At 70.6% G+C, this 19,503-nt stretch carries 17 protein-coding genes; 7 read left to right on the forward strand and 10 right to left on the reverse strand.

Going from position 1 to position 19,503, the window contains the following annotated elements:
• Nucleotides 1-5: 5 nt before the first annotated feature.
• Nucleotides 6-512, reverse strand: coding sequence for a MarR family winged helix-turn-helix transcriptional regulator (locus tag E9998_RS22595; RefSeq protein WP_136532004.1), 507 nt, complete (start codon nt 510-512; stop codon nt 6-8).
• Between the two features lie 151 nt (nt 513-663).
• On the opposite strand from E9998_RS22595, the gene E9998_RS22600 reads away from it, so the two are divergent.
• Nucleotides 664-1,596: an NADP-dependent oxidoreductase gene (locus E9998_RS22600; protein ID WP_136531962.1), complete on the forward strand. Its 933-nt coding sequence runs from the start codon at nt 664-666 to the stop codon at nt 1,594-1,596.
• A gap of 386 nt (nt 1,597-1,982) precedes the next feature.
• Here E9998_RS22600 and proC read toward each other — a convergent pair whose 3' ends face one another.
• The 3 genes from proC to E9998_RS22615 all read right to left on the reverse strand — a co-directional run bounded on the left by proC (nt 1,983) and on the right by E9998_RS22615 (nt 4,195).
• Nucleotides 1,983-2,981: a pyrroline-5-carboxylate reductase gene (proC, locus tag E9998_RS22605; protein ID WP_158299947.1), complete on the reverse strand. Its 999-nt coding sequence runs from the start codon at nt 2,979-2,981 to the stop codon at nt 1,983-1,985.
• Between the two features lie 183 nt (nt 2,982-3,164).
• Entirely contained in the window at nt 3,165-3,659 is a 495-nt protein-coding gene (locus E9998_RS22610) for a DUF1990 domain-containing protein (RefSeq protein ID WP_136531964.1), read from the reverse strand.
• A 2-nt stretch (nt 3,660-3,661) separates the two neighbouring features.
• On the reverse strand, nt 3,662-4,195 hold the full coding sequence (locus E9998_RS22615) for a GNAT family N-acetyltransferase (RefSeq protein ID WP_136531965.1): 534 nt from the start codon (nt 4,193-4,195) through the stop codon (nt 3,662-3,664).
• Nucleotides 4,196-4,344: 149 nt separating this feature from the next.
• Between E9998_RS22615 and E9998_RS22620 the strand changes: the two genes are divergently transcribed.
• The 3 genes from E9998_RS22620 (at nt 4,345) to E9998_RS22630 (ending at nt 8,210) form a co-directional block, all read left to right on the forward strand.
• The gene (locus E9998_RS22620) at nt 4,345-6,399 is read left to right on the forward strand and encodes a VWA domain-containing protein (protein ID WP_136531966.1); all 2,055 of its coding nucleotides are present in this window, start codon (nt 4,345-4,347) and stop codon (nt 6,397-6,399) included.
• A complete protein-coding gene (locus tag E9998_RS22625; protein WP_136531967.1) occupies nt 6,392-7,771 on the forward strand; it encodes an extracellular solute-binding protein in 1,380 nt (459 codons plus the stop codon). The genes E9998_RS22620 and E9998_RS22625 overlap by 8 nt, the downstream gene beginning before the upstream one ends.
• An 88-nt stretch (nt 7,772-7,859) precedes the next feature.
• On the forward strand, nt 7,860-8,210 hold the full coding sequence (locus E9998_RS22630; protein WP_136531968.1) for a DUF7878 domain-containing protein: 351 nt from the start codon (nt 7,860-7,862) through the stop codon (nt 8,208-8,210).
• Nucleotides 8,211-8,407: 197 nt separating this feature from the next.
• On the opposite strand, the gene E9998_RS22635 is transcribed toward E9998_RS22630, so the two are convergent.
• Nucleotides 8,408-8,923, reverse strand: coding sequence for a GNAT family N-acetyltransferase (locus tag E9998_RS22635; RefSeq protein WP_136531969.1), 516 nt, complete (start codon nt 8,921-8,923; stop codon nt 8,408-8,410).
• A gap of 41 nt (nt 8,924-8,964) precedes the next feature.
• The gene (locus E9998_RS22640) at nt 8,965-9,951 is read right to left on the reverse strand and encodes a hypothetical protein (RefSeq protein ID WP_136531970.1); all 987 of its coding nucleotides are present in this window, start codon (nt 9,949-9,951) and stop codon (nt 8,965-8,967) included.
• 217 nt (nt 9,952-10,168) lie between these two features.
• Between E9998_RS22640 and E9998_RS22645 the strand changes: the two genes are divergently transcribed.
• The 3 genes from E9998_RS22645 (at nt 10,169) to E9998_RS22655 (ending at nt 14,823) form a co-directional block, all read left to right on the forward strand.
• Nucleotides 10,169-11,233, forward strand: coding sequence for a sensor histidine kinase (locus tag E9998_RS22645; protein ID WP_204745604.1), 1,065 nt, complete (start codon nt 10,169-10,171; stop codon nt 11,231-11,233).
• Nucleotides 11,230-11,892, forward strand: a complete 663-nt coding sequence (locus tag E9998_RS22650; RefSeq protein ID WP_136531971.1) for a response regulator transcription factor — start codon at nt 11,230-11,232, stop codon at nt 11,890-11,892. Before E9998_RS22645 ends, E9998_RS22650 begins: the two co-directional genes overlap by 4 nt.
• A gap of 81 nt (nt 11,893-11,973) precedes the next feature.
• On the forward strand, nt 11,974-14,823 hold the full coding sequence (locus tag E9998_RS22655; RefSeq protein ID WP_136531972.1) for a hypothetical protein: 2,850 nt from the start codon (nt 11,974-11,976) through the stop codon (nt 14,821-14,823).
• Between the two features lie 105 nt (nt 14,824-14,928).
• Here E9998_RS22655 and E9998_RS22660 read toward each other — a convergent pair whose 3' ends face one another.
• The 4 genes from E9998_RS22660 to E9998_RS22675 form a co-directional block, all read right to left on the reverse strand.
• The gene (locus tag E9998_RS22660; RefSeq protein ID WP_136531973.1) at nt 14,929-16,353 is read right to left on the reverse strand and encodes a glycoside hydrolase family 43 protein; all 1,425 of its coding nucleotides are present in this window, start codon (nt 16,351-16,353) and stop codon (nt 14,929-14,931) included.
• A 152-nt stretch (nt 16,354-16,505) separates the two neighbouring features.
• Nucleotides 16,506-17,969, reverse strand: a complete 1,464-nt coding sequence (locus tag E9998_RS22665; RefSeq protein ID WP_204745605.1) for an RICIN domain-containing protein — start codon at nt 17,967-17,969, stop codon at nt 16,506-16,508.
• 199 nt (nt 17,970-18,168) lie between these two features.
• Nucleotides 18,169-18,537, reverse strand: coding sequence for a DUF397 domain-containing protein (locus E9998_RS22670; protein WP_338029416.1), 369 nt, complete (start codon nt 18,535-18,537; stop codon nt 18,169-18,171).
• The gene (locus E9998_RS22675; RefSeq protein ID WP_136531975.1) at nt 18,443-19,246 is read right to left on the reverse strand and encodes a Scr1 family TA system antitoxin-like transcriptional regulator; all 804 of its coding nucleotides are present in this window, start codon (nt 19,244-19,246) and stop codon (nt 18,443-18,445) included. The genes E9998_RS22670 and E9998_RS22675 overlap by 95 nt, the downstream gene beginning before the upstream one ends.
• Nucleotides 19,247-19,503 lie beyond the last annotated feature (257 nt).

The following is a 19,503-nucleotide window of genomic DNA, read 5'->3' on the forward strand; positions in this document are numbered from 1 at the left end:
GGCCGTCAGATCCCGGCGGCGCGCCTTCGCCTGCGCGGCCCCGCCGAGCGGGGCGGCTCGGACCGGATGTGGTCGCGGACCTGGGACATGATGCGGCCCAAGCGGTTGAGGTCGGCCTCGTCCACGGCGTCGTAGAGGAGCTTGCGGGTGACCTCGATGTGGCCGGGCAGGACCCGCCCGACGATCTCGCGGCCCTTCGGCGTGATGGCGACGAGCGTGGCCCGCTCGTCCTCGGGGCTCGGCCCGCGGGTGACGAGCCCGGCCTTCTCCAGGAGTCCGGCCTGGTAGGTGAGGCCGCTGCGGCTGTAGACGACGCCGTCGGCGAGCTGGGTCATGGTCAGGCCGGTGGAGGAGCCGTTGAGGGTCATCAGCAGTTCGAACTGCACGGCGGAGATCCCGCCTTCGGCGCGGAGCTGCTGGTCCACCTGGTGTTGCAGAAGCGCCACGGCCTCGGTCAGCGCGAAATAGGCCTCCAGCTGCCCGGGGTCGGGCAGGCGCAGGTCGCCGATCATGAAGTCGTCGGTGCTCACCACCCCATCCTATCCGCTTCGAATTCGAAGCAATGTGGGAATCGTCACGAATCCTTGTGCTTCGAATTCGCAGCGATCTACAGTTGCCATCAAGAGCTTCGAATTCGAAGCAAGAAGATCGAAGGAGCACCTCATGAAGGCCATGCGCTTCCACTCCCACGGCGGCACCGAAGTCCTCGCCCTCGAGACGGCCGAGGAACCGACGGCGGGCCCCGGCCACGTCGTCATCAAGGTCGCCGGCACCTCGTTCAACCTCCTCGACGCCGCCATCCGCGCCGGCTTCATGCGCGACATCATGCCCGTCGCGCTCCCCCACACCCCCGGCATCGACGTCGCCGGGACCATCACCGCGATCGGCGAGGGCGTGACCGGCTGGCGGACCGGAGACCCGGTCATCGCGTTCCTCCCACCGACCGCCCCCGGCGCCGCGGCCGAGTACGTCGCGGCCCCGGCCGCGGTCCTCACCGCCGCACCCGCCACCGTGCCGCTCGCCGACGCCGCCGCACTCCCGACCGTCGGGCTCACCGCCCGCCAAGCGCTGTTCGAACACCTCGAACTGCGAGCGGGCCAGCGTCTCCTCATCAACGGCGCGGGCGGCGGCGTCGGCGGCTACGCCGTCCAACTCGCGAAGAAGGTCGGCGCCGACGTCACCGCCACCGCGAGCCCGCGCAGCGCCGAACGGGTGCACTCCTACGGCGCGGACCGCGTCCTCGACTACACCGCCGAACCGGTGATCGACGCGCTCGCCGGCGAACGCTTCGACGCGGTCCTCCAGCTCGTGCGATCGAGCCCCGAGGAGACGGCCGAACTCTCCACCCTCACCGCCGACCACGGCGTCTTCACCAGCACCGCCACACCCGGCCCGGCCGACATCGGCCGCGGCGTGCGCATCGAGCAGGTCGAGGTCCGCAACGACGCCGCCCGCCTCGCCGACCTCGTCGCCCTGGTCGACGCCGGAGACCTCCAGATCGACGTCGCCGAACGCCTCCCACTCGCCGACCTGGCCGCCGTCCACGACCGAGCCCTCACGAACCGCCTCCTCGGAAAGACGGTGCTCATGATCTGAAAACCAACCGGCGCAACCGCACCGATCACGGAATCGGACCGCAGCCGGCCGGTCCGAAGCCCAGGAATAGGAGCCGAAACGATGCGCCCGACGCGGTAGGCCACGCGGTCTACGGAGCCTAGGACACTGGCGGCCACCACCAGGTCTAGGAGGTCGGCCCCGGGACGCCGGGCGCCGACACCGGAAGTGGACTCGCGACGCCAAGCGGTTATTCCCGGCCCTTGAACGGCGCTCGGTTCAACCCAGGCGAGCGTTGATGCGAACGCGACGAACGAAAGTGAAGGGCACGTCGTAGCCACGCTGACCACAGCGGTGCTATCCGATGGGCGGTGAGGGGTGGGGTGGGAGGGGTGGGGGCGGGGGGGGGGGAGGGCCCCAAGGCCGGTTCAGAAGTGGTCGGAGTCGATGTCACCTGGTTCGGAACCCCCAGAGTCCGCGGCGCCAAGGGAGCCCGCGGAGCCCTTGGCACCCGCAGAGCCCCCTGAACTCTCTGAACCCGCCGAGCCCGCCGAGCCCGCCGAGCCCGGAGAATCCGGCGAAACCGCGGAGCGCTCATGGTGGTCAGGACCGGCGGGAGTATCAGGTTCGGGTCGGTCGTCGCCTGAGAGGGCGTGGCCTCGGGCGGTGGCGGCTTGGACCGCGGCTTTGACGGTTCCGGAGGCGTGGCCGGCGCGGAGGACGTCGAGGGCGGCACGAGTGGTGCCGCCGGGGGTGGCGATCCGTTCCAGGATCGCGGCGGGGGCCTCGTCGGAGGACTGGAGGTGGAGGCACGCGCCGAGGAGCATCTGGTCGACAAGGACGCGGGCGGCCTCGGGCTCCATGCCGCCGTCGACGGCGGCGGTGGTCAGGGCGTCGGCGAGTGAGAACAGGAAGGCCGGGCCCGAGCCGGCGACGGCCGTTACGAGGTCCATGAGGGACTCGTCGACCGTGACGGTGACGCCGACCCGGTCGAAGAGGTCTTCGAGCTCGGTGAGGTCGGTGCCCTCGGGGGCGCACAGGGCGGTCGCGGCCTGGCGCGCACGGGCGGCGATGTTGGTCATGGCGCGGGCGACATGGACGCCCTTCGGGACGGAGGAGGCGAGCGTCGAGAGGGGAACCCCGGCGGCGAGGGAGACGACCGTGGCGTCGGGTTCGAGGTCGGGGCCGATCGCCTTGAGCAGGGGCGCGACGGCGACGGGCGGGACCGACAGGAGCACGAGGTCGGCTTCGGTGACCGCGCTGCGGTTGTCGGTGCTGACCTCCACGCCGTAGCGGTCGGCCAGCGCGGCGGCGCGCTGTTCGGGGAGGGCGGTGGCCCATATCTGGGAGATGGGCAGGCCCGAGTCGAGCAGTCCGGCGAGGACGGCCTCGCCGAGGTGTCCGACGCCGAGCATTGCGATGTCCATGGTGCGACCTCCGATTCGGCTCTTCAGTCGAAATCTACGCATTGGGGCACGCCGCCACCGGACTTCGGCGAAGACGACCGGGTCGGCGGGGGGAGTTTCCGTGGGGGGGGGTCGGTGCTCCTCGTGGGTGACGAGGGGGTGGCCGGTGTGCGGGGGCGCCATCGCCGGGGGTGTGCGCGGTTGTCACTTCGGCGGGAATGCCGCTTTCATTTCGGTGGTGAATCGGTTGGTGGCTCGGGTTTGGAGGAGGCGGGTCATGGGGGGGGCGAGGCGGCTGAGGGTCGTGCCGGGGGTGGAGAAGGAGCGGAGGATGAGGCGGGTGCGGTGCTCGCTGATGGTTTCGAGGAGGAATGCGGCTTCGCCGCGTTCGGGGTGGCCGGGTAGGGAGCCGTAGCCGAAGCCTGCGCGTTCGGGGGTCTGGTCGGCCCAGGTGACCTGGCAGGGGATGGTGAGGAGTCGGGCGAAGCGGAGGGTGACTTTGACGCCGGGTGCGGCGCGTGGGGCGGTGGGGGTGGGGTGGAGGCCGCAGCGTTGGTGGAGGCCCCAGGTCATGAGGAGTTCGGCGGCGTCGGCGAGTGGTGCGGCGATGACGGCTTCGCGGCGGAGGTGGCGGTAGCCGTCGGGCATGGGGATGTCGCGGGAGGCGCCGATTTCGGGGTAGTTGACGTCGAATTGCAAGGTCAGTCCTTCGGGAGTGCTTGGTACAGGAGGTGGTCTTGCCAGGTGCCGGCGATCTTGAGGTAGGAGGGGGCGAGGCCGATGAGGGTGAAGCCGTTGCGTTCGAGGACTTTCTGGGAGGCGTGGTTGTGGACGAGGGTTTCGGCTTGGACGCGTTGGAGTTCGAGTTCGCCGAAGGCGATGTCTTTGACGAGGCGGACTGCTTCGGTGGCGACGCCGCGGCCGGTGTCGGTGCGCGCGACCCAGTAGCCGATGGAGCAGGAGCGGAAGTAGGGCCCTTGGACGAGTGAGTTGATGAGGATGCCGCCGACGATGCGGGCGTGGTCGGTGATGACGTAGGAGCGTCCGGTGCCGGCGGCGGTGCGTTCGAGGGCGGCTTTGATGGAGGCGAGGGCGCTCTCGTCGGTGTGGGCGTCGTCGCCGCGCGCGGGTTCCCAGGGGGCGAGGTGGTCGCGGCTGTCGCGGCGTATGGCGGCGATGGTGGGGGCGTCGTCGGTGGTGATGGGTCGGAGGGCGATGTTCGGTTGTGCGCGCATGCCTTGATCCTGCCTCGGGTGGGGCGGGGTTTGTCGCCGGCCCTGCGGCGGACCCTGCGGTTTGCTGTGATCGGGCATACTGTTGTGCATCCTTTCCGGATGCCGATCCCCTTGGCAGCACAGTAGAGCGATACTGCGACGGAGCCACCGTGCCCGATGATGTGAACGGTCAGAACGAGAACGATGCCGCCGTGGGCGGCGAGGATGTTTCCGGTGCGGCCGGGGGCCAGAGCAAGAGCGGCATGGACGAGGCCGACGTGACCCGCGTCGTGGGGGCGGCGTTGCGGCGTCTGGCGCCGGCGATCACGGGGATCGGTGTGCTGCTGTTGTGTCTGGAGCTGCTGATCGATGCGGCCGCGCAGCCGTGGCGGACGGTGTTGATCGTCGTGGGGATTCTGCTGGCGGCGGGTTCGTGGCTGGTGGATCTGTTGCGTGGGGGTGGGGGGCGGCGTCGTTCGATGCTCGCGGTGCTCGTCGGTGTCAGTGTGTTCTTCCTGGTGCTGGGGTATGTGTTGCGTCCGATCGCGACGCGGTTGAACGAGCGTCTGCTGGTGGACTGCGACGATCCGGTGGAGTTGTCGGTGCTGCTGCCGGTGGACGGTTCGGCGGGTTTCCAGGAGGCGATCGCGGCGTTCAACGACCGGTACACGGACGATCATCGCTGCCGGAAGGCGAATGTGACGGCGTACAGCGCGTCGTGGCCGGAGGTGGAGCGGGCGATGGGCCTGGGCTGGGAGCCGGTGGCGGAAGGTGCCGAGGGCGACTTCCAGCCGTTGCGGGACGTGGGCATCCGCCCGCACCTGTGGATCGCGGAGTCGCAGACGCAGGTGGATCTGGCGGCGGCGGCCTTGGACGGCTCCGAGGTCAAGTACGAGGTGTTCGCGCCGGACGACGCGGAGCCGGTCGGGGTGACGCCGCTGGTGCTGGCGGTGCCGGACACGGTGCTCGACGGGGGTTTCAACGAGGGCGAGCCGGTCGCGAAGCGGTCGCTGCCGGAGCTGGTGACCGAGCTCGGGGACGTGTACGGGACGCCGGTGCTCAGGTCCGATCCGGCCGTGACGCATTCGGGGCTGCTGTTCCTGCGCGCGCTCTACGGGCAGGACGCCGATCCGGGCGGGGAGGGCGCCAGGTTGGAGAACCGGCTCGCGGACGCGGCGGCGGCGACGGGGATCGCCTTGTCCCCCTCTGACACGGAGCTGTTGTGCGATCTGGTGACGGCCCAGGGCCCGAACCCGACCGCGGCGGTGCTGACGACCGAGGCGGCCTTGGCGCGGTACAACACCGGGAATTCGCTGGGCGACGAGTGCGCGCTCACCGACAGTCCGCGTTCGGGGCTGGTGCCGGTGTACGGCACGGGGTTGGGAGCGCTCGACTACCAGGCGGTGAGCCTGGACTGGAAGGACGACGCGTGGGCGGGGCGGCGCGCGGCCGTCGCCGACGACCTGCGGACGTGGCTCGCGGGCGAGGACTCCCGTTGGAGCCCGACCGACATGGGCGTGCGCGACGGCCGCTACGAGGGCGGGGGACTCGCTGGGGACGTGGGGTTCGAGAAGTCGTTCCCGGCGGAGGCCGATCCGATCAGCGCCGGGGAGTTCCGTGACCTGCGGGAGGTGTACGGCGAGAACCGGGTGCCGACGGACGTGCTGCTCGCGATCGACCGCTCGGCGACGATGGACGAGGCGGGCGGCGGGGGCGAGAGCCGGTTCGAGTTGGCCGCTGAGGGTGCGGCGGCGGCCCTGGGGTACTTGGGCGCCGAGGACCGCGTGGGGTTGTGGACGTTCCCGGCGGACGGCGCCGACTCGCACGTCGAGGTGCTCGCGATGAGCGCCGACCCGGGCGATGACGCGGCGGACGGGCTCTTCGACACGGCGGTGAGCCACGGCGTCGACCTGCATCAGACGGTGGTCGACGGGATCGCCGAGCTGGAGTCGGCCCACGAGGGGAACCGGCTCTCCGCGATGGTGGTCCTCACCGACGGGGCCGACCTCGACACGTCCGCGACCACGGTCGCCGAGGTGCATGAGCGGCTCGCCGACTCCCAGGTGTCGCTGTACCTGATCGCGGTGGGCGAAGCCTCCTGCCGGTCGGCGACGTTCGACGAACTCGCCGGGGACGCCCGCGTCACCTGCCTCGAAGCCGAGGAGGAGCAGATCACGATGACCTTCGACAACCTGTTCAACCAGTTGTGGGGCGGCCGTGGCTGAGCGCGGCGGGAAGCGGCAGTTCGCCCGGCGGACCCTGCTCGAGGCGGCCGGGGCCTTCACCGCGGCCGGGCTCGTCGGCGGCGCCTACTACCTCGGGTCCCACAGGCCCGCACGGGACTGGGAGGACCTCGGCGACGACCGGCTGCAAGTCCTCACCCACCGCGACGACACTGCGAACGGCCAGCGCCGGCTCCTGATCGACCAGTGGAACGCGTGGCATCCCGAGCACCAGGCGCAGATGGTGGAGCTTCCGGCGATCGCCGACCTCCAGTACAGTGCGATCCACGCGGCGCTCCAGTCCGAGAGCGGCGAGGCGGACGTGGTGGACCTCGACATTCCGTGGATCGCCGATTTCGCGGCGGCGGGGCGTCTGGAGCCGTTCGATGACATCGACACCGAGGGGTTCTTGGAGCGGCCGTTGGCGACCGGGCGGGTCGGCGGGCGGCTGTTCGCGTTGCCGTTCAACACGAACGTGGGGATGCTGTACTACCGGGCGGGCGAGCGCTCCGACTATGCGGAGGGCGTCCTGAGCGTCACCGAGGCGAAGTCCATTGAGGACTGGAGCGGGCTGCGGTATGCGGTGGAGCGGATGCTGGAGGCGAACGCGGACTTCGAGGGCGGCATCGCGATGCAGTTGGCCTCCTATGAGGGGTTCACGGTGAACGTGTGGGAGTACCTGCTGGCGAACGGCGCCGATGTGGCGGAGGGGGACGGCAGGATCGACTTCGGTGCCCGTTCGGAGGCGGTGGGGCTGCTTGAGGAGCTGGCCGTGGACCTCCACGAGGAGGTCGGCGATGGCGCTCATGTGATCCTTCAGGATTCGTTGCAGTACAACGAGGACGAGTCGATGGCGGCGTTCCAGCAGGGGCGGGTGCCGTTCCTGCGGCACTGGCCGCAGGCGGTCCGGACGCTGCGGTCGTGCGATCTGGACTTCGCGGTGGGTGTGGTGCCGATGCCGGGCGGGGTGCTCGGCGGCGGGAGTCTCGCGGTGAGCGCGCATTCGCGGTACAAGCACGTGTCGCGGTCGCTGGTGGAGTTCTTGACGGGGCCCACGAGTCAGCAGCTGTTGTTCGAGCGCGGCGGCTTCGCCGCGACGCGGCCCGAGCCGTACTTCGACGCGATCGCCCAGATCGCGAACGGCGTGGCGGCTGCGGACCCGTGCGAGTCGGCGGACGGCCCGCGCGCCGAGGCCGACGAGCTGTACGACGCCTTGACCGGCGACGGCGGCCCGGGCCGGCGCCCTGCCGTCGAGCGGTACACCCAGTTCAGCCGGGCCTTCCGCGACCGGTTGCATCCGGAGCTGGCGAGCAACGCGGCCCCGGAGTTCGATGGCCTCCAACGGCATTTGGACGACGCGATCGACGGCAAGTAGGGGGCTGACGATGCGGTTCGCATGTCGAAATTTCGGGCTGTCGGATCTGCCGCGGCGAGGCGTGGTCCCGCCGGATGCCCCTCTGGAGGTGCTGCTCCTCGACATCGAGGCCGAGCTCTCCATTTGCGAGCGGGCTCGGGTGGTGTGGACCGAACAGGGGTTTCCGGTAGCCGAGCTGGCGTACCACTTGGCGCTCTGGTCGCAGAGGCCTGCTGGCCGTGAGGACTTCGAGCTCGACTCGATGCAGGCGGAAGTGGGATTGATCCGCATCGTGTGCTCCGAGGACGGTTGGCGGGTCGGTTCCGCACTCACGCCGGACTTCTGGACCTCGCCGGTCGCCTGGGAGGACCTGGTGGCCGCGATCCAGGACTTCAATCGTGCTGTGCGTGAAGGGGTCGCCGCGATGGGCATCGCGCCCGCCTTCATCCCTGAGCTCTGACAGCGTCCCGGCCCCGGTCGGGTTCGGCAACGCGTGGGCCGGGTTCCGCGCGCATCGGTCCGTTCGCGTGTCGGGCGGCGGCGGTGGTCTGCGGGCACCTCGCGGCCGTGCGGGTGGGCCGGGCGGCCGGTCGGTCGGGGCGCGATGGTGATGGCCGTGGCCCGGTACGGCGCTTCGGGATCGGGTGGTCGGTTCGGTCAGGGGCGGAGGTCGCGGAGGTACCAGTCGAGGAGGGTGCCGTCGGGTTCGCTGCGTTGTTGGCCGAAGGCGAATCCGGCTCTGGTGGCGACGGCTGCGGAGCGGGTGTTGGCGGGTTCGCAGCGGATGACGGCTTCGGCGCAGCCGAGGCCGCGGGCGTAGCGGCAGGCGAGGAGGACCGCGCGGGTGGCGAGGCCTTTGCCGCGCCAGGGCGGGTAGAGGCCGTAGGCGAGGTTGGTCTGGCCGGGTGCGAGGTAGGACTGTCCGACTTGGACGTCGACGGTGCCGGCGAGGACCGTTTCGGGGCCGATGCGGATGCCGAAGTTGTGGAAGGGGCCGCCGCGGTCCCACCACAGTGCGCACCGTTCGAGGTAGGTGCGGACCTGGGCGGGCGTGGAGCGGCCGCCGGCGAGCCAGCGGGCGAGTTCGGCGTCCTGCCCGGCGAGGTGGGCGGCGAAGTCGCCCGGGCCCAGCGGGGCGATCGTGACCGTGCCGTCGGTCAGCGGTGCTTCCATGGCGTCAGCCTGGCGTACGGCGGGCCTGTGCGCAATGCGAATCAGCGGTTTCGGCGCAGGGCCCACCAGCCGAGGGCGGCGACGCAGGTGACGGCGATCGTGTTGTGGGCGTACTTGGCGGCCGTGGCGACCTCGCCGAGCGGTTCGGTGAGGAAGCCCATCGCGGCCCAGGTCAGGAGTGCCCCGGTGGCGAGGGCGATCGGTTGGCGCCGGCCCCAGGACTCGGAGCGGGACCAGTGGACGGACAGGGCGGTGCAGACGATCACGAGTGCGGCCGTGAAGGCGACGCCGGTCCACGTGTAGGACCAGCCGAAGGCGCCCGCCGCGACCATCGCGACGAGGACGAGGGCCCACACGGGCGGGATGTGGCGCGGCACGGGTTCGGTGCGCCTGCGGCCGAGGGTGAAGGCGAGGACGGCGAGCGTCGCGGCGACGCCCACAGCGCCCGCGATCTGCACCCAGGAGGCGTGGTCGGATTCGGTCTGCAAGTGGGAGCCGAGGATGAGCGCGGCCGCGGCGAGGTACAGGACGGCGGTGGTGATGAGACCGGGGAGGCGCAGCCACGGGCGGTCGGCGAGGCGCGGGTGGAGTCCTTCGGCGAGGACGATCGGGGCGGTGAAGCTCGCGACGGCGTGCCCGCCCACGAAGGAGAGGGTCGTGGCGGCGGCGATCCCGAGGGGCGCGATCCAGGTCGGTCCGATCATGCCCTCCCAGTAGTCGATGTCGCGGTAGCCGGTGGAGAACAGCGACTGGTCCCAGATCCCGGCCTGGACGATCCCGAACGCCGCCGCCAGCGCGAGGACGCCGCCCCAGCCGAGGCCTGCGCGTCGGGCGGCCTCGCGGATGAGGACTGCGGGGGCGCCGTAGAGGGGCGCGAGGATGAGCAGGCCGCCTGCGAGCGCGAGCGGGTTCCCGGTGCTCGAATCGTAGGCGGTGAGGTATTCGGCGGCGACGGGTGCGAGGACCGCGAGGGTGAGGACGGCGGCCAGGCGTCGGTGCAGGGGGGCGGCGGGTGCGGTGGTCTCCATGCCTTCGACGCTATGGGGCCGTGGCGGTCCGGCGCATCGGTCGACGGTCCCGACCGGTGCGACCACGGGATGGCGCCGGAGAGGCGGGGCCGCGACCTCTGGATTGCACAGGTCGACTTCGGTATCGGATCGGGTCCGCCGGTGGGTGTGCGGGGTACGGGGCGGATAGGTTCGGCGGGTGGATGCGGGTGTGCGGCGCGGGGCGCGCGGGTGGGCGGTGGACACGGTCCTGTTCGCGGTCGGGGTGGTGTGCTGGCTGCTGCTGTCGTGGGACCGGATGGAGCAGGGGCTGCCGTCGCCGGCGTGGCTGTTCGAGGCCGACCGGGCCGCGGGGCTCGTGGGGTTGGGCCTGTTGTGGTTGCGGCGGCGGTGGCCGGTGCAGGCGGCGGTCGCGGCGGTGGCGGCTTCGGCGTTCGCGGAGACGATCGCGTTCCCGATGCTGGTGTTGATGTTCACGGTGGTGGTGCATCGGCGTGCGCGCACGATCGTGCTGCTGTATGCGGAGGCGATGGCGGCGACGGTGGTCTATGCGTTCGTGCGCCCTGACGAGCTGGGGGTGGGCGGCGGGCTCGCGTTCGCCGTGGTGCTGTACGGGGCGGTCGCCGGCTGGGGGCTGTTCGTACGCTACCGGCTCCAGTTGAAGGCCCGTGCGGCGCAGCAGGAACGGGCCGAGCGGGAGGGGGCGCGAAGGCGGGCGCGGGACGAGTTGGCGCGGGAGCTGCACGACCTGCTCGGGCACCGCCTGTCGCTGCTGAGCCTGCACGCGGGGGCGATGGAGTACCGGCCCGACGCCCCGGCCGGGGAGCTGGCGGCGGCGGCCGGGGTGGTCCGGGAGCAGTCGCATCTGGCGATGCGCGACCTGCGGGAGGTCATCGCGGTCCTGCGGGCCCCGATCGGGGAGCTGCCGCAGCCGACGATGGCGGATCTGCGGGCGCTGGTGGAGGAGGCCCGGCCCGGTTCGCGGATCGACCTGGTCGAGGAGGTCGAGGGCGAGGCGCCGGAGCGGTCGGGTCGCACCGCCTACCGGATCGTGCAGGAGGCGCTCACGAACGCGCGCAGGCACGCCGCGGGCGCGCCCGTGCGCGTCGCCGTGTCGGGCGGGCCTGGCGAGGGGCTGAGCGTGGAGGTCGAGAACGGTCCCGGCCGCGCCTCGGGGCCCGGGACGGGGCACGGGCTGGTCGGGATCGAGGAGCGGACCGCGCTCGCGGGCGGGCGCCTGCGGTACGGACCCACCGAAGCGGGCGGATGGCTGGTGCAGGCGTGGCTACCCTGGACGACATGACCGAACCGGTGCGAGTGCTCGTGGTGGACGACGACCCGCTGGTGCGGGCCGGGCTGCGGATGATCCTCGGCGGCGCCGGGGACGTCGAGGTGGTCGGCGAGGCCGGGTCGGGCACGGAGGTGCCCGCGCTGGCGGCGACGCTGCGCCCCGACGTGGTGCTCATGGACCTCCACATGCCCGGCGTCGACGGCCTGACCGCGACCGAGCGCCTCCGGGCCGCCCCGGGGGCGCCGGAGGTGCTGGTGCTCACCGCGTTCGAGGCCGACGGGCATGTGCGGCGGGCGCTGCGGGCCGGCGCGGGCGGGTTCCTGCTCAAGGACACGCCGCCGGCCGAGATCGTCGCGGCGGTGCGCAGGGTGGCCGCCGGGGAGCCGGTGCTGTCGCCGGAGGTGACGCGGCGCCTCATCGGCCTGGCGATCGAGGCCGGCCCCGGGGACCGGCGCGGCCGGGCCCGCGAACGCCTGGGGGCGTTGAACACCCGCGAGACCGAAGTGGCCGTCGAGGTCGGCCGGGGCGGCGCGAACGCCGACATCGCCGCAGCCCTGCACCTGAGCGTCCCGACGGTCAAGACGCACGTCTCCGCGGCCCTGTCGAAACTCGGGTTGAACAACCGGGTCCAGTTGGCGCTCTTGGTGAACGACGCGGGGCTCCTCGACTGACGCAGGGTCGCGCGGCCCCGCGGCCGTGCACATGGCACACTGCGGAGACCCTCGCCCACCTCTCCGACAGTTGGATGAAGCATGACCGAAACGGACGAACTGCGCCGGCGCCTCCAGCGCGCCAACCGAGAACTCCGCGGCGAGGCCCGTTCGGCCGCGATCGAGGGCCTCATCGAGGAGATCGACGAGCAGAGCGAGCCGGCCCTGCTCGTCTCCGCGCTCCAGGACCTCGTCTCCAGCTACGAGTTCTCGGCCGACCCGACCCGGCTCATCGTCCCGTTCGCGCGCGCCCTCGCCCTCTACGACGCCGCCCCCGAGGACTTCGGCCCCGCCGCCGTGCACCGCGTCTACTGGCAGCACAAGTGGGTCGTCTACAAGCTCCTCGACCACCCCGACGTGCCGCTCGCGTCGATCGAGGAATGGCTGGGGCAGATGCGGGAGCGCTACGCCGAGGCCGGGCACTCCCTCCACCCGGTCCACGAGGCCGAGTACTGGGTGGCCCGCCACATCGGCGACGAGGACCGCGCCGAACGCGCCGCCGCCGCCGTCGCGGCCACCGAACCCGACCGCATGAGCGACTGCGAGGCCTGCCGGTGCGCGAACGCCGGCCAGATCGCCGCGAACGCCGGGGAATTCGAACGCGCCCTCGACCTGTGGGAACCGGTCCTCGGAGGACGCCTGCGCTGCAACCACCAGCCGCACGGCACCCTCGCCGAATCGGTGCTGCCCCTGGCCGCCCTCGGCAGGCTCGACCAGGCCCGCGCCAACCACCTGCGCGGCTACCAGCTCGCCCGCGGCAAAGACGACATGGTCGAATTCGTCGCCGAGCACCTGCGGTTCTGCGCCATCACCGGCAACGAGCCGCGCGCCCTGGAGATCCTCGCCGCGAGCACCCGCGCCTTCGACCTCGGCCTCTCCCCCGACGTGCGCCGCAGCGTCCTCGAAGCCGTCCAGGTCCTGTGCGACGCGCTCCTGCGCCGCGGCATGGACGACACCGAAGTCCCCGGGCCCGAGAACCGCACCTGGACCGCCGCCGCACTCCGCGAGCACGCCGACGCCGATCGCCGCGCCCTCTGCGAACGCTACGACGCGCGCAACGGCACCGACGCCCAGACCCGCCTGTCCGCCGAACGCGTCGAACCGCCGATCCAGTACCCGCGTGTCCCCTTGGGGCTCAAGACACTCCCCGAGGCGCCCACAGTGGTCGAAGCGGCGCCGGAGCCGACCGGGGACGACGCGCTCGCCGCCGCGCTCGACGCCGCCAGGACCGCCAGCGCGGCCTTCGCCGACGACGAGAACGACCGGTGGGCCCTCGTCGACCGCCTCGCCACCGCGCTCGGCGCCGAACTCGACGCTGCCGACGAGGCCGAAGTCCTCCTCTCCCGCATCGACGGCGCCGACGGGCCCGCCTCCGCCCTCGACCTCTCCGCAACGGCCAGAGAACGCTTCGAGGCCGCGGGCCTGCACGGGCGCTCGCTCACCAACCGCGCCGCGGTCCTCATGTGGCGCTTCAGCACCGACCCCGAAGCCGTACCCGAGGCCGCCCGGGAGGTCATCGCCGACGCCGCCGCCATGGAGGACGACCCGGTCCACGCCCTGCGCGCGAACGCGCTCGCCCACGTCGCGCTCCTCGCCCACTGCCAGGTCACCGGGACCGAACCGGACGCCGACCTGCGCAAAGCGGTCGCCGCGGCCGACGACGCGCTGGCCGAGCGCCCCGGCGAGCGCCGCCACACCCACGCCCGGTTCGCCCTCGCGAACGCGCTTGCGGCCTTCGCGACCGAACCCGAGGCGCGCACCGAGGCGCTGCGGCGCCGCTTCGACCTCGCCGTCGCCGGCGACCACCCGCTGGAGACCGTCGCCGCCGCCGTCGACCACAGCAGCGACCTCAACGGGCACGGACGCTACGAGGAGGCCGTCGCCGCGGCCGAGACCGGGCTCGCCGCCCTCGTCCCCGGCGTCCCGCCGTTCCCCGTCGCCGCACTGCACCTGAGCATCACCGAATGCTCGCTCAACCTCGGCGACCGTGCCAAGGCAGAGGCCCACGGCGTCCAGGCCGCCTTCCACTACGACCTCGCCGGGGAGCCCGGCTGCGCGGCCGTCTCGCGCCACCTCCTGGCCAAGGCCGTGCTCGCGGAGGGGCGGCACGCCGAGGCCGTCGCCTACGGGGAGTCGGCACTGGCGGACCTGCCGTCGATGCCCGCGGAGGAGCACTGGCGGCTCGTGGACGCGCGGGTCGTGCTCGCCGAAGCCCTCGGCGCCCTAGGCGAGGCGCGGGCGGGGGTCGAGCACGCCCTGGAGGCGTTGCGGCTCATGGACGACGGCCAGGCGCACCCGAGCGCGATCTGCTATGCCCAGACCGCGCACCTCGCCGGCACGCTGCTCGCCCGCCTCGGCGAACGCGACGAGGCCCGCCTCGCCTACCGCCGCGCCGAGACGGCCTGGCGGGAACTCGGCGCACTGCCCGCCGCGGCGAACTCCGTACGCGCGGCACTGTGGACCGACCTGGCCGACGAGGAGGGCCGCGAATCCGCGACGGCCGGGATGACCGACCTCGCCGAAGAGCTGCGCGCCGACTGGGCGAACGGCGACTACCCCGAACGCTACCGCGCCGAATGCCGGATCGAACTGGTGCGCACCCTCATGCAGCACGGGAGCGTCCTCGCCCCCGACACGGAGGCGACCCTCCCGCACCGGCGCCGCCTCGCCGAGGAGGCCCACGCGGTCGTCCTCGACGGCGAACCCCTGCCGCAGTTCGACGCCCAGGTAACCAGCCGCATCATGGCCTGCCTCCAGGAGGCGGGCGAACCCGACGCCGACTGGGAGGCCGCCGGCGCCGCCGTCCTCGAACGGCTCGACCCCGACACCGACGCCAAACTGCGGCAGTCGATCGAACGGCAACTGGAGCGGATGCGCGACGCCGAGAAATGAGCGCGGCCAGGGCAGGTCGACGCGCGCTTGCGCGGGCGAGAGGTTCGGCCTGAAACGCGACCGCCCGTCCGCGATCGCGGACGGGCGGTCACGGGACCGATGGTCCTAAGTGGTGACCCTGAAGGTCGCGTCGGACCGGTCGGTGGCGGTGCTGATCGGGTCGAGCCGCAGGTTGTAGGCGTAGTGCCTGATGTAGCGGGTCGGGTTGTTGTAGGACTGGAACGAGCTCCAGGAGCCGTCGGCGAGGCCTGCGGTCCGTGTGAAGGTGGCGTCGGCCGCGAACTGGGCGGAGCCGTCGTTGGCGACCAGGGCGAAGTCGTAGTTCGAGTGGCGCAGGAAGTGGCCGGGGTAGTTCACCGACTCGATCGAGACGGCGCCGGAGGAGGCCAGGCCGGGCGCGAGGCGGAACTGGGCGTCCTGCGCGGGCGAGACGCCCGAGTCGATGCGCACGTCCATGTTGTAGTGGCGCACGTAGCGGTCCTGGAAGTTGTAGGACTGCAGGCGGTTGAACACCGGGTTCTGGTACCGGTTCAGCACCCGGGTCTCCTCGGCCTGGGTGAGGTTGAGGACGAAGCCGTGGCGTTTGAGGTTGGCGCCCAGGCCGTACCCGGAGGTGGTGCGGTAGCCCGAGACGGCGGCGGGGTTCGTGGTCAGCACGGGCATGTAGCCGCGGCCGGTGGCGTACTGGTCGAGCCACAGCGCCCATTCGCTGCGGTCGTTGAACTTCGCCCACATGGGGCCCTCGACGCCGCCGCCGGTGAGGCCGGAGAGGTCGCCGAGCCGGGTCCAGGAGCCGGTGAGGGAGTTGGCGCCCTCGATGACGATCTGGGTGGTCTTGGAGGCGCGGTAGTAGCGGTAGGTGCTCCCGGCGACTTCGACGATCTGCGTGTCGATGAGGCCTTCGGAGCCGGGCAGGTCGATGTAGACCTGCGGGGCGGTGAAGGACCGGAAGTCGGTGGTGCGGGCACTCCAGATGCGGTGCTTCTTGATGCCGTTGCGCGTGGAGTTGGTGGCCCAGTACAGCAGGAAGTTCCCCGCCGCGGCGTCCCAGATCGCCTCGGGCGCCCAGGCGTTGCCCGCGTCGCCGATCGAGTTCGCGACGCCCAGGAGCCACGGGGACGACCAGTTGACGAGGTCGCTCGACTCCCACACGACAAGGCTGCGGCTGCCGTTGTTGGCCGCGTCGCCCCACGAGGTGCCCGAGCCGATGCGCAGGTCCGTGGCGACGATCCAGTAGCGGTTCCCGGCGGGGTTGCGCACGATCACGGGGTCGCGCACGCCCTGGGTGCCGATGTGGCTGCGGAGCACGATCTGGCTGCGGTTGAGGTCGGTCCAGTTGAGGCCGTTGTCGGCGTGGGCGAGGTAGATCTGCTCGCCGCCGGTGCCCTCGCCGATGAAGTGGGCCATGAGGTAGCCGGTGTAGGCGGCCTGCGCTGCGGCCGGTGCCGGGACGGCGGCCGCCAGGGGGACGGCCGCGGCGGCGGCGAGCAGGCCGCGCCGCGAGAGGCGGGCGGGTCGTGAGGGTGACATGGCCGCTCCAAGAGGGTGGGAAGCCGGGACCGCGCGGGTGCGGTCGACGTGATGTGAAGGGTAACAATCTCAATCGAGAGAGTCAACATCATCAATATGTAGGGCCGAGTCGGGGCCGGGCCCCGGAGTCGCCTCCGGAGCCCGGCGGGTCATCAGACCCCCAGCCAGGACTGCGGGCCGGAGTACTGGTCGAGCAGGGCCGGAACCTGGCTCGCCGAATGGAGGGTGTAGCTGTAGAAGTCCGACGGGTTGAACGCCGAACCGCTGGTGATCCGGTCGCCGGTGCAGTCGACGCAGATGCTGCCGCTCTGGCGCAACTGCGCGGTCGAGTCCGGATACCACGGGTCGTTCACGTTCTCGAAGTACGAGTTCTCCAGGACCATCTTCGTGTAGCCGCGGGAGTAGTTCCCGTAACCGGAGACGTCCTGCAGGAAGTTGTTGTACAGGTGCGCGTACTGGACGTTGTCGGTGCTCGGGTTGCGCGGTCCGGTCCCGTGGATCCAGTTGTGGTGGATGGTGATCCGCGCCGTGACATTGTCGGTCCAGCCGATCCCGAAGGCCTTGTTGCCCGGACCGAGCTCGTTCCAGGACACCGTCAGGTTCGTGGTGTCCTTGCGCGAGTCGATGATGCCGTCGTTCATGTTGTAGATGCGGTTGTGGTCGATCCAGACGTTGCTCGCGGTGTCCATCTGGATGCCGTCGTAGTCGTAGTCCTTGTCGTCCGGGTCGTCCTCGGGCATCAGCGTGTCGCGGATGGTGAGGTTCCGGATGATGACGTTGTTCGTGCCCTCGCCCAGGAAGAACCCGCCGCCGACGATCTGGCCCGAGGTGCCCACGCCGATGATGGTCTTGTTCGACCCGACCCGGATCTCCTTGCCCTTGGGGCTGATGTTGATCGTGGCCGCGACCTTGACGATGTAGGCGCCCGAGGCGTTCGCGTACTGCTCCAGCTGCGCCTGCGTGGTGACCGTGACGGTCGTGCCGCCCTGGCCGCCCGTGGTGCCCTGGCCGAAGCCCTCCAGCTTGTCGACGCCGGTGGGCAGCGAGCCGACCGGGACGAGCTTCCACTGCTGGTTGGTGCCACCGGTGGGCGTGTACTGGGAGATCCTGCCGCCCTTGGTGGTCGACCACTCCCACACGTCGAGCGCCTTGCCCGAGGCGCGGTTCACGAAGGTCGCGTACCCGCCGGACTCGGTGATGCGCCACTGCTGGTTCGTGCTGTTCGAGTCGCCCCACTGCTGGACGTAGGCGCCGTCGGCGGTGCTGCCGGAGGCGACGTCGAGGACCTTATTCGAGTGCCGGGTCTGAATACGGTAGTAGCCGTCCCCTGCGTCGAGGAAGCGGAACTGCTGGTCGTACGAGCCGTTGCTGTTCCACTGGACGACTTCGGCGCCGTTGTCCATCGAGGCCGCCCGGATGCCCATGACGAGCCCGGAGTGGCGGGATTCGAGGTTGTACCAGGTGCCGACTTCGAAGGCGTCGGCCCTGGCGCTGTTCCACACGCTGAGCGAGGCGGCCACGAGCGAGCCGACCGCGATCACCGCCAGCGCGAGCAGGAGGCGCGTGCGCCTGGTGAGTGCCCGCGGCGTGACCGCGTCGGGCATGGTGAGGGTCATGTTGCGTCCGATTCGTTGAGGGTGGTTCACGTTCACATCCGCCCACTTCCACAGACATCGATGATCGTGATATTTACTTTCATCAATTTACATAATCCTGGAGCGCTCCCGCAAGCCCCCCGAGCACACGGAGCCGACGGAGGGCGCCCGGTCGCCCACGCACCGACACGCCGCCCCCGAACGGACGGCTTCGAGGCGGCTAGCGGCGGCGCACCCTGAATCGCCAACCGGGTCGGTGCGTTGATCCTCCAACGCAAAAGGCCGCCGTCGCGGTATCGCGACGGCGGCCTTGGGGTTCGTGCGGGATTAACTCCGCGGCGCCGAGCAGAGCCTTGAAGTCAGTGGCGGACAGGTCGAAGATCGGCGAGTCGTGGCCGAGTTTCGAGTCCCTGACCTGGAACGCCCCGGTCTCGCGCCGGGCCTCGACGCAGCTGCTGTCATCTCCACCGCCACTGCGGGTGCTCTTGCGCCATCTACCGTATCCAGTCATCAAGGCTCCCTCCAATTCGATTGCCAGACGACCACATATCCTTGACTCGGCCATGATACAAGCCGAACTTCTCAGCATCCTCGATGTGTCGGCTCTGATCAATCGACTCAACATAGACAAAGGGCGGCGGCGCTTTGGGTCTTCCACCAGGCAGGTAGATCTCAAACGGATGCTCGGATCCGTAGTGGAAACCGTCGAGGAGCCGGATCTCACAGTTCGGCCACTGGTCGATTTCGAGCAGGTGATTGAACTGATCCTCTGCTCCATCCCAGTCACGAATCTGCCGAAGTACGTTGATGCCCATGAGGACGTTCACCACCGGAGCGGGATCACGCCTGCTGATGATCGAGAATCGCCGGTGCTTGCGGTGCCAGTTTCGTGAACGGTTCTTCGTCGGCTCGGTCAGCAACTCCATATGGTATCGCTCCGTCTGAAACGGGCCTGGCACATAGCCGGTCTCAAACTTCCAGATCTCGCCGGAGGCTGCCTCGCCATGTTCGAGAATCAGAATGTTCCTCTTGTTGAGGTCTGACACGATCATGCCACTGTCCAGTTGGCTGATCACGTGGATGAGGAAGTCTATGCGCTTCTTACTGGCGCCACAGACCTCTGCGAACTTGGCTGCCATGCCTGCTTTGGGTCGGGTCTCACCCGAGACATAGTTCTGGATGGTGCGTGCGCTCACCCCCAGCTCGTCTCCGATCTGGGTGTAGGTGAGGTCGGATTCTTTGCAGAGCGCTTGGAGATCTGCGAGGACATACCATTCGGCGACTCTTGAAAGAGGCATCGGCCCTCCGGGGTTCGTTGGCGGGAACGCACGGTAATGAAACCGTACACGCCCCGGTGCACTCGAACATCAAGGGCAAGGGGGTAGGAAAGTTTGGGGCGCAAAACTTTCCGGTAATTCTTGCGCGACCTCCTTACCTGCAAGAACTGCTCTCGTGTCGGGCCTTCTACTTGCCGAGCTCAGGGCTTAGATTCCATTCATCGCGAGCCGGATTGCACGACTCGCAACCGATAGGTAAGCCCGGGGATCGCGCCTTC

It is taken from the genome of Glycomyces paridis (assembly GCF_004912155.1).
GTDB classification, from domain to species: domain Bacteria; phylum Actinomycetota; class Actinomycetes; order Mycobacteriales; family Micromonosporaceae; genus Glycomyces; species Glycomyces paridis.

Bases quoted from the DNA above. Each gene is read 5' to 3' on its own strand.
- E9998_RS22595 (WP_136532004.1), bottom strand. From the start codon at position 512: ATGATCGGCGACCTGCGCCTGCCCGACCCCGGGCAGCTGGAGGCCTAT.
- E9998_RS22600 (WP_136531962.1), top strand. From the start codon at position 664: ATGAAGGCCATGCGCTTCCACTCCCACGGCGGCACCGAAGTCCTCGCC.
- proC (WP_158299947.1), bottom strand. From the start codon at position 2,981: ATGGACATCGCAATGCTCGGCGTCGGACACCTCGGCGAGGCCGTCCTC.
- E9998_RS22615 (WP_136531965.1), bottom strand. From the start codon at position 4,195: ATGCGCGCACAACCGAACATCGCCCTCCGACCCATCACCACCGACGAC.
- E9998_RS22635 (WP_136531969.1), bottom strand. From the start codon at position 8,923: ATGGAAGCACCGCTGACCGACGGCACGGTCACGATCGCCCCGCTGGGC.
- E9998_RS22640 (WP_136531970.1), bottom strand. From the start codon at position 9,951: ATGGAGACCACCGCACCCGCCGCCCCCCTGCACCGACGCCTGGCCGCC.
- E9998_RS22650 (WP_136531971.1), top strand. From the start codon at position 11,230: ATGACCGAACCGGTGCGAGTGCTCGTGGTGGACGACGACCCGCTGGTG.
- E9998_RS22655 (WP_136531972.1), top strand. From the start codon at position 11,974: ATGACCGAAACGGACGAACTGCGCCGGCGCCTCCAGCGCGCCAACCGA.
- E9998_RS22660 (WP_136531973.1), bottom strand. From the start codon at position 16,353: ATGTCACCCTCACGACCCGCCCGCCTCTCGCGGCGCGGCCTGCTCGCC.
- E9998_RS22665 (WP_204745605.1), bottom strand. From the start codon at position 17,969: ATGACCCTCACCATGCCCGACGCGGTCACGCCGCGGGCACTCACCAGG.
- E9998_RS22670 (WP_338029416.1), bottom strand. From the start codon at position 18,537: ATGCTGAGAAGTTCGGCTTGTATCATGGCCGAGTCAAGGATATGTGGT.
- E9998_RS22675 (WP_136531975.1), bottom strand. From the start codon at position 19,246: ATGCCTCTTTCAAGAGTCGCCGAATGGTATGTCCTCGCAGATCTCCAA.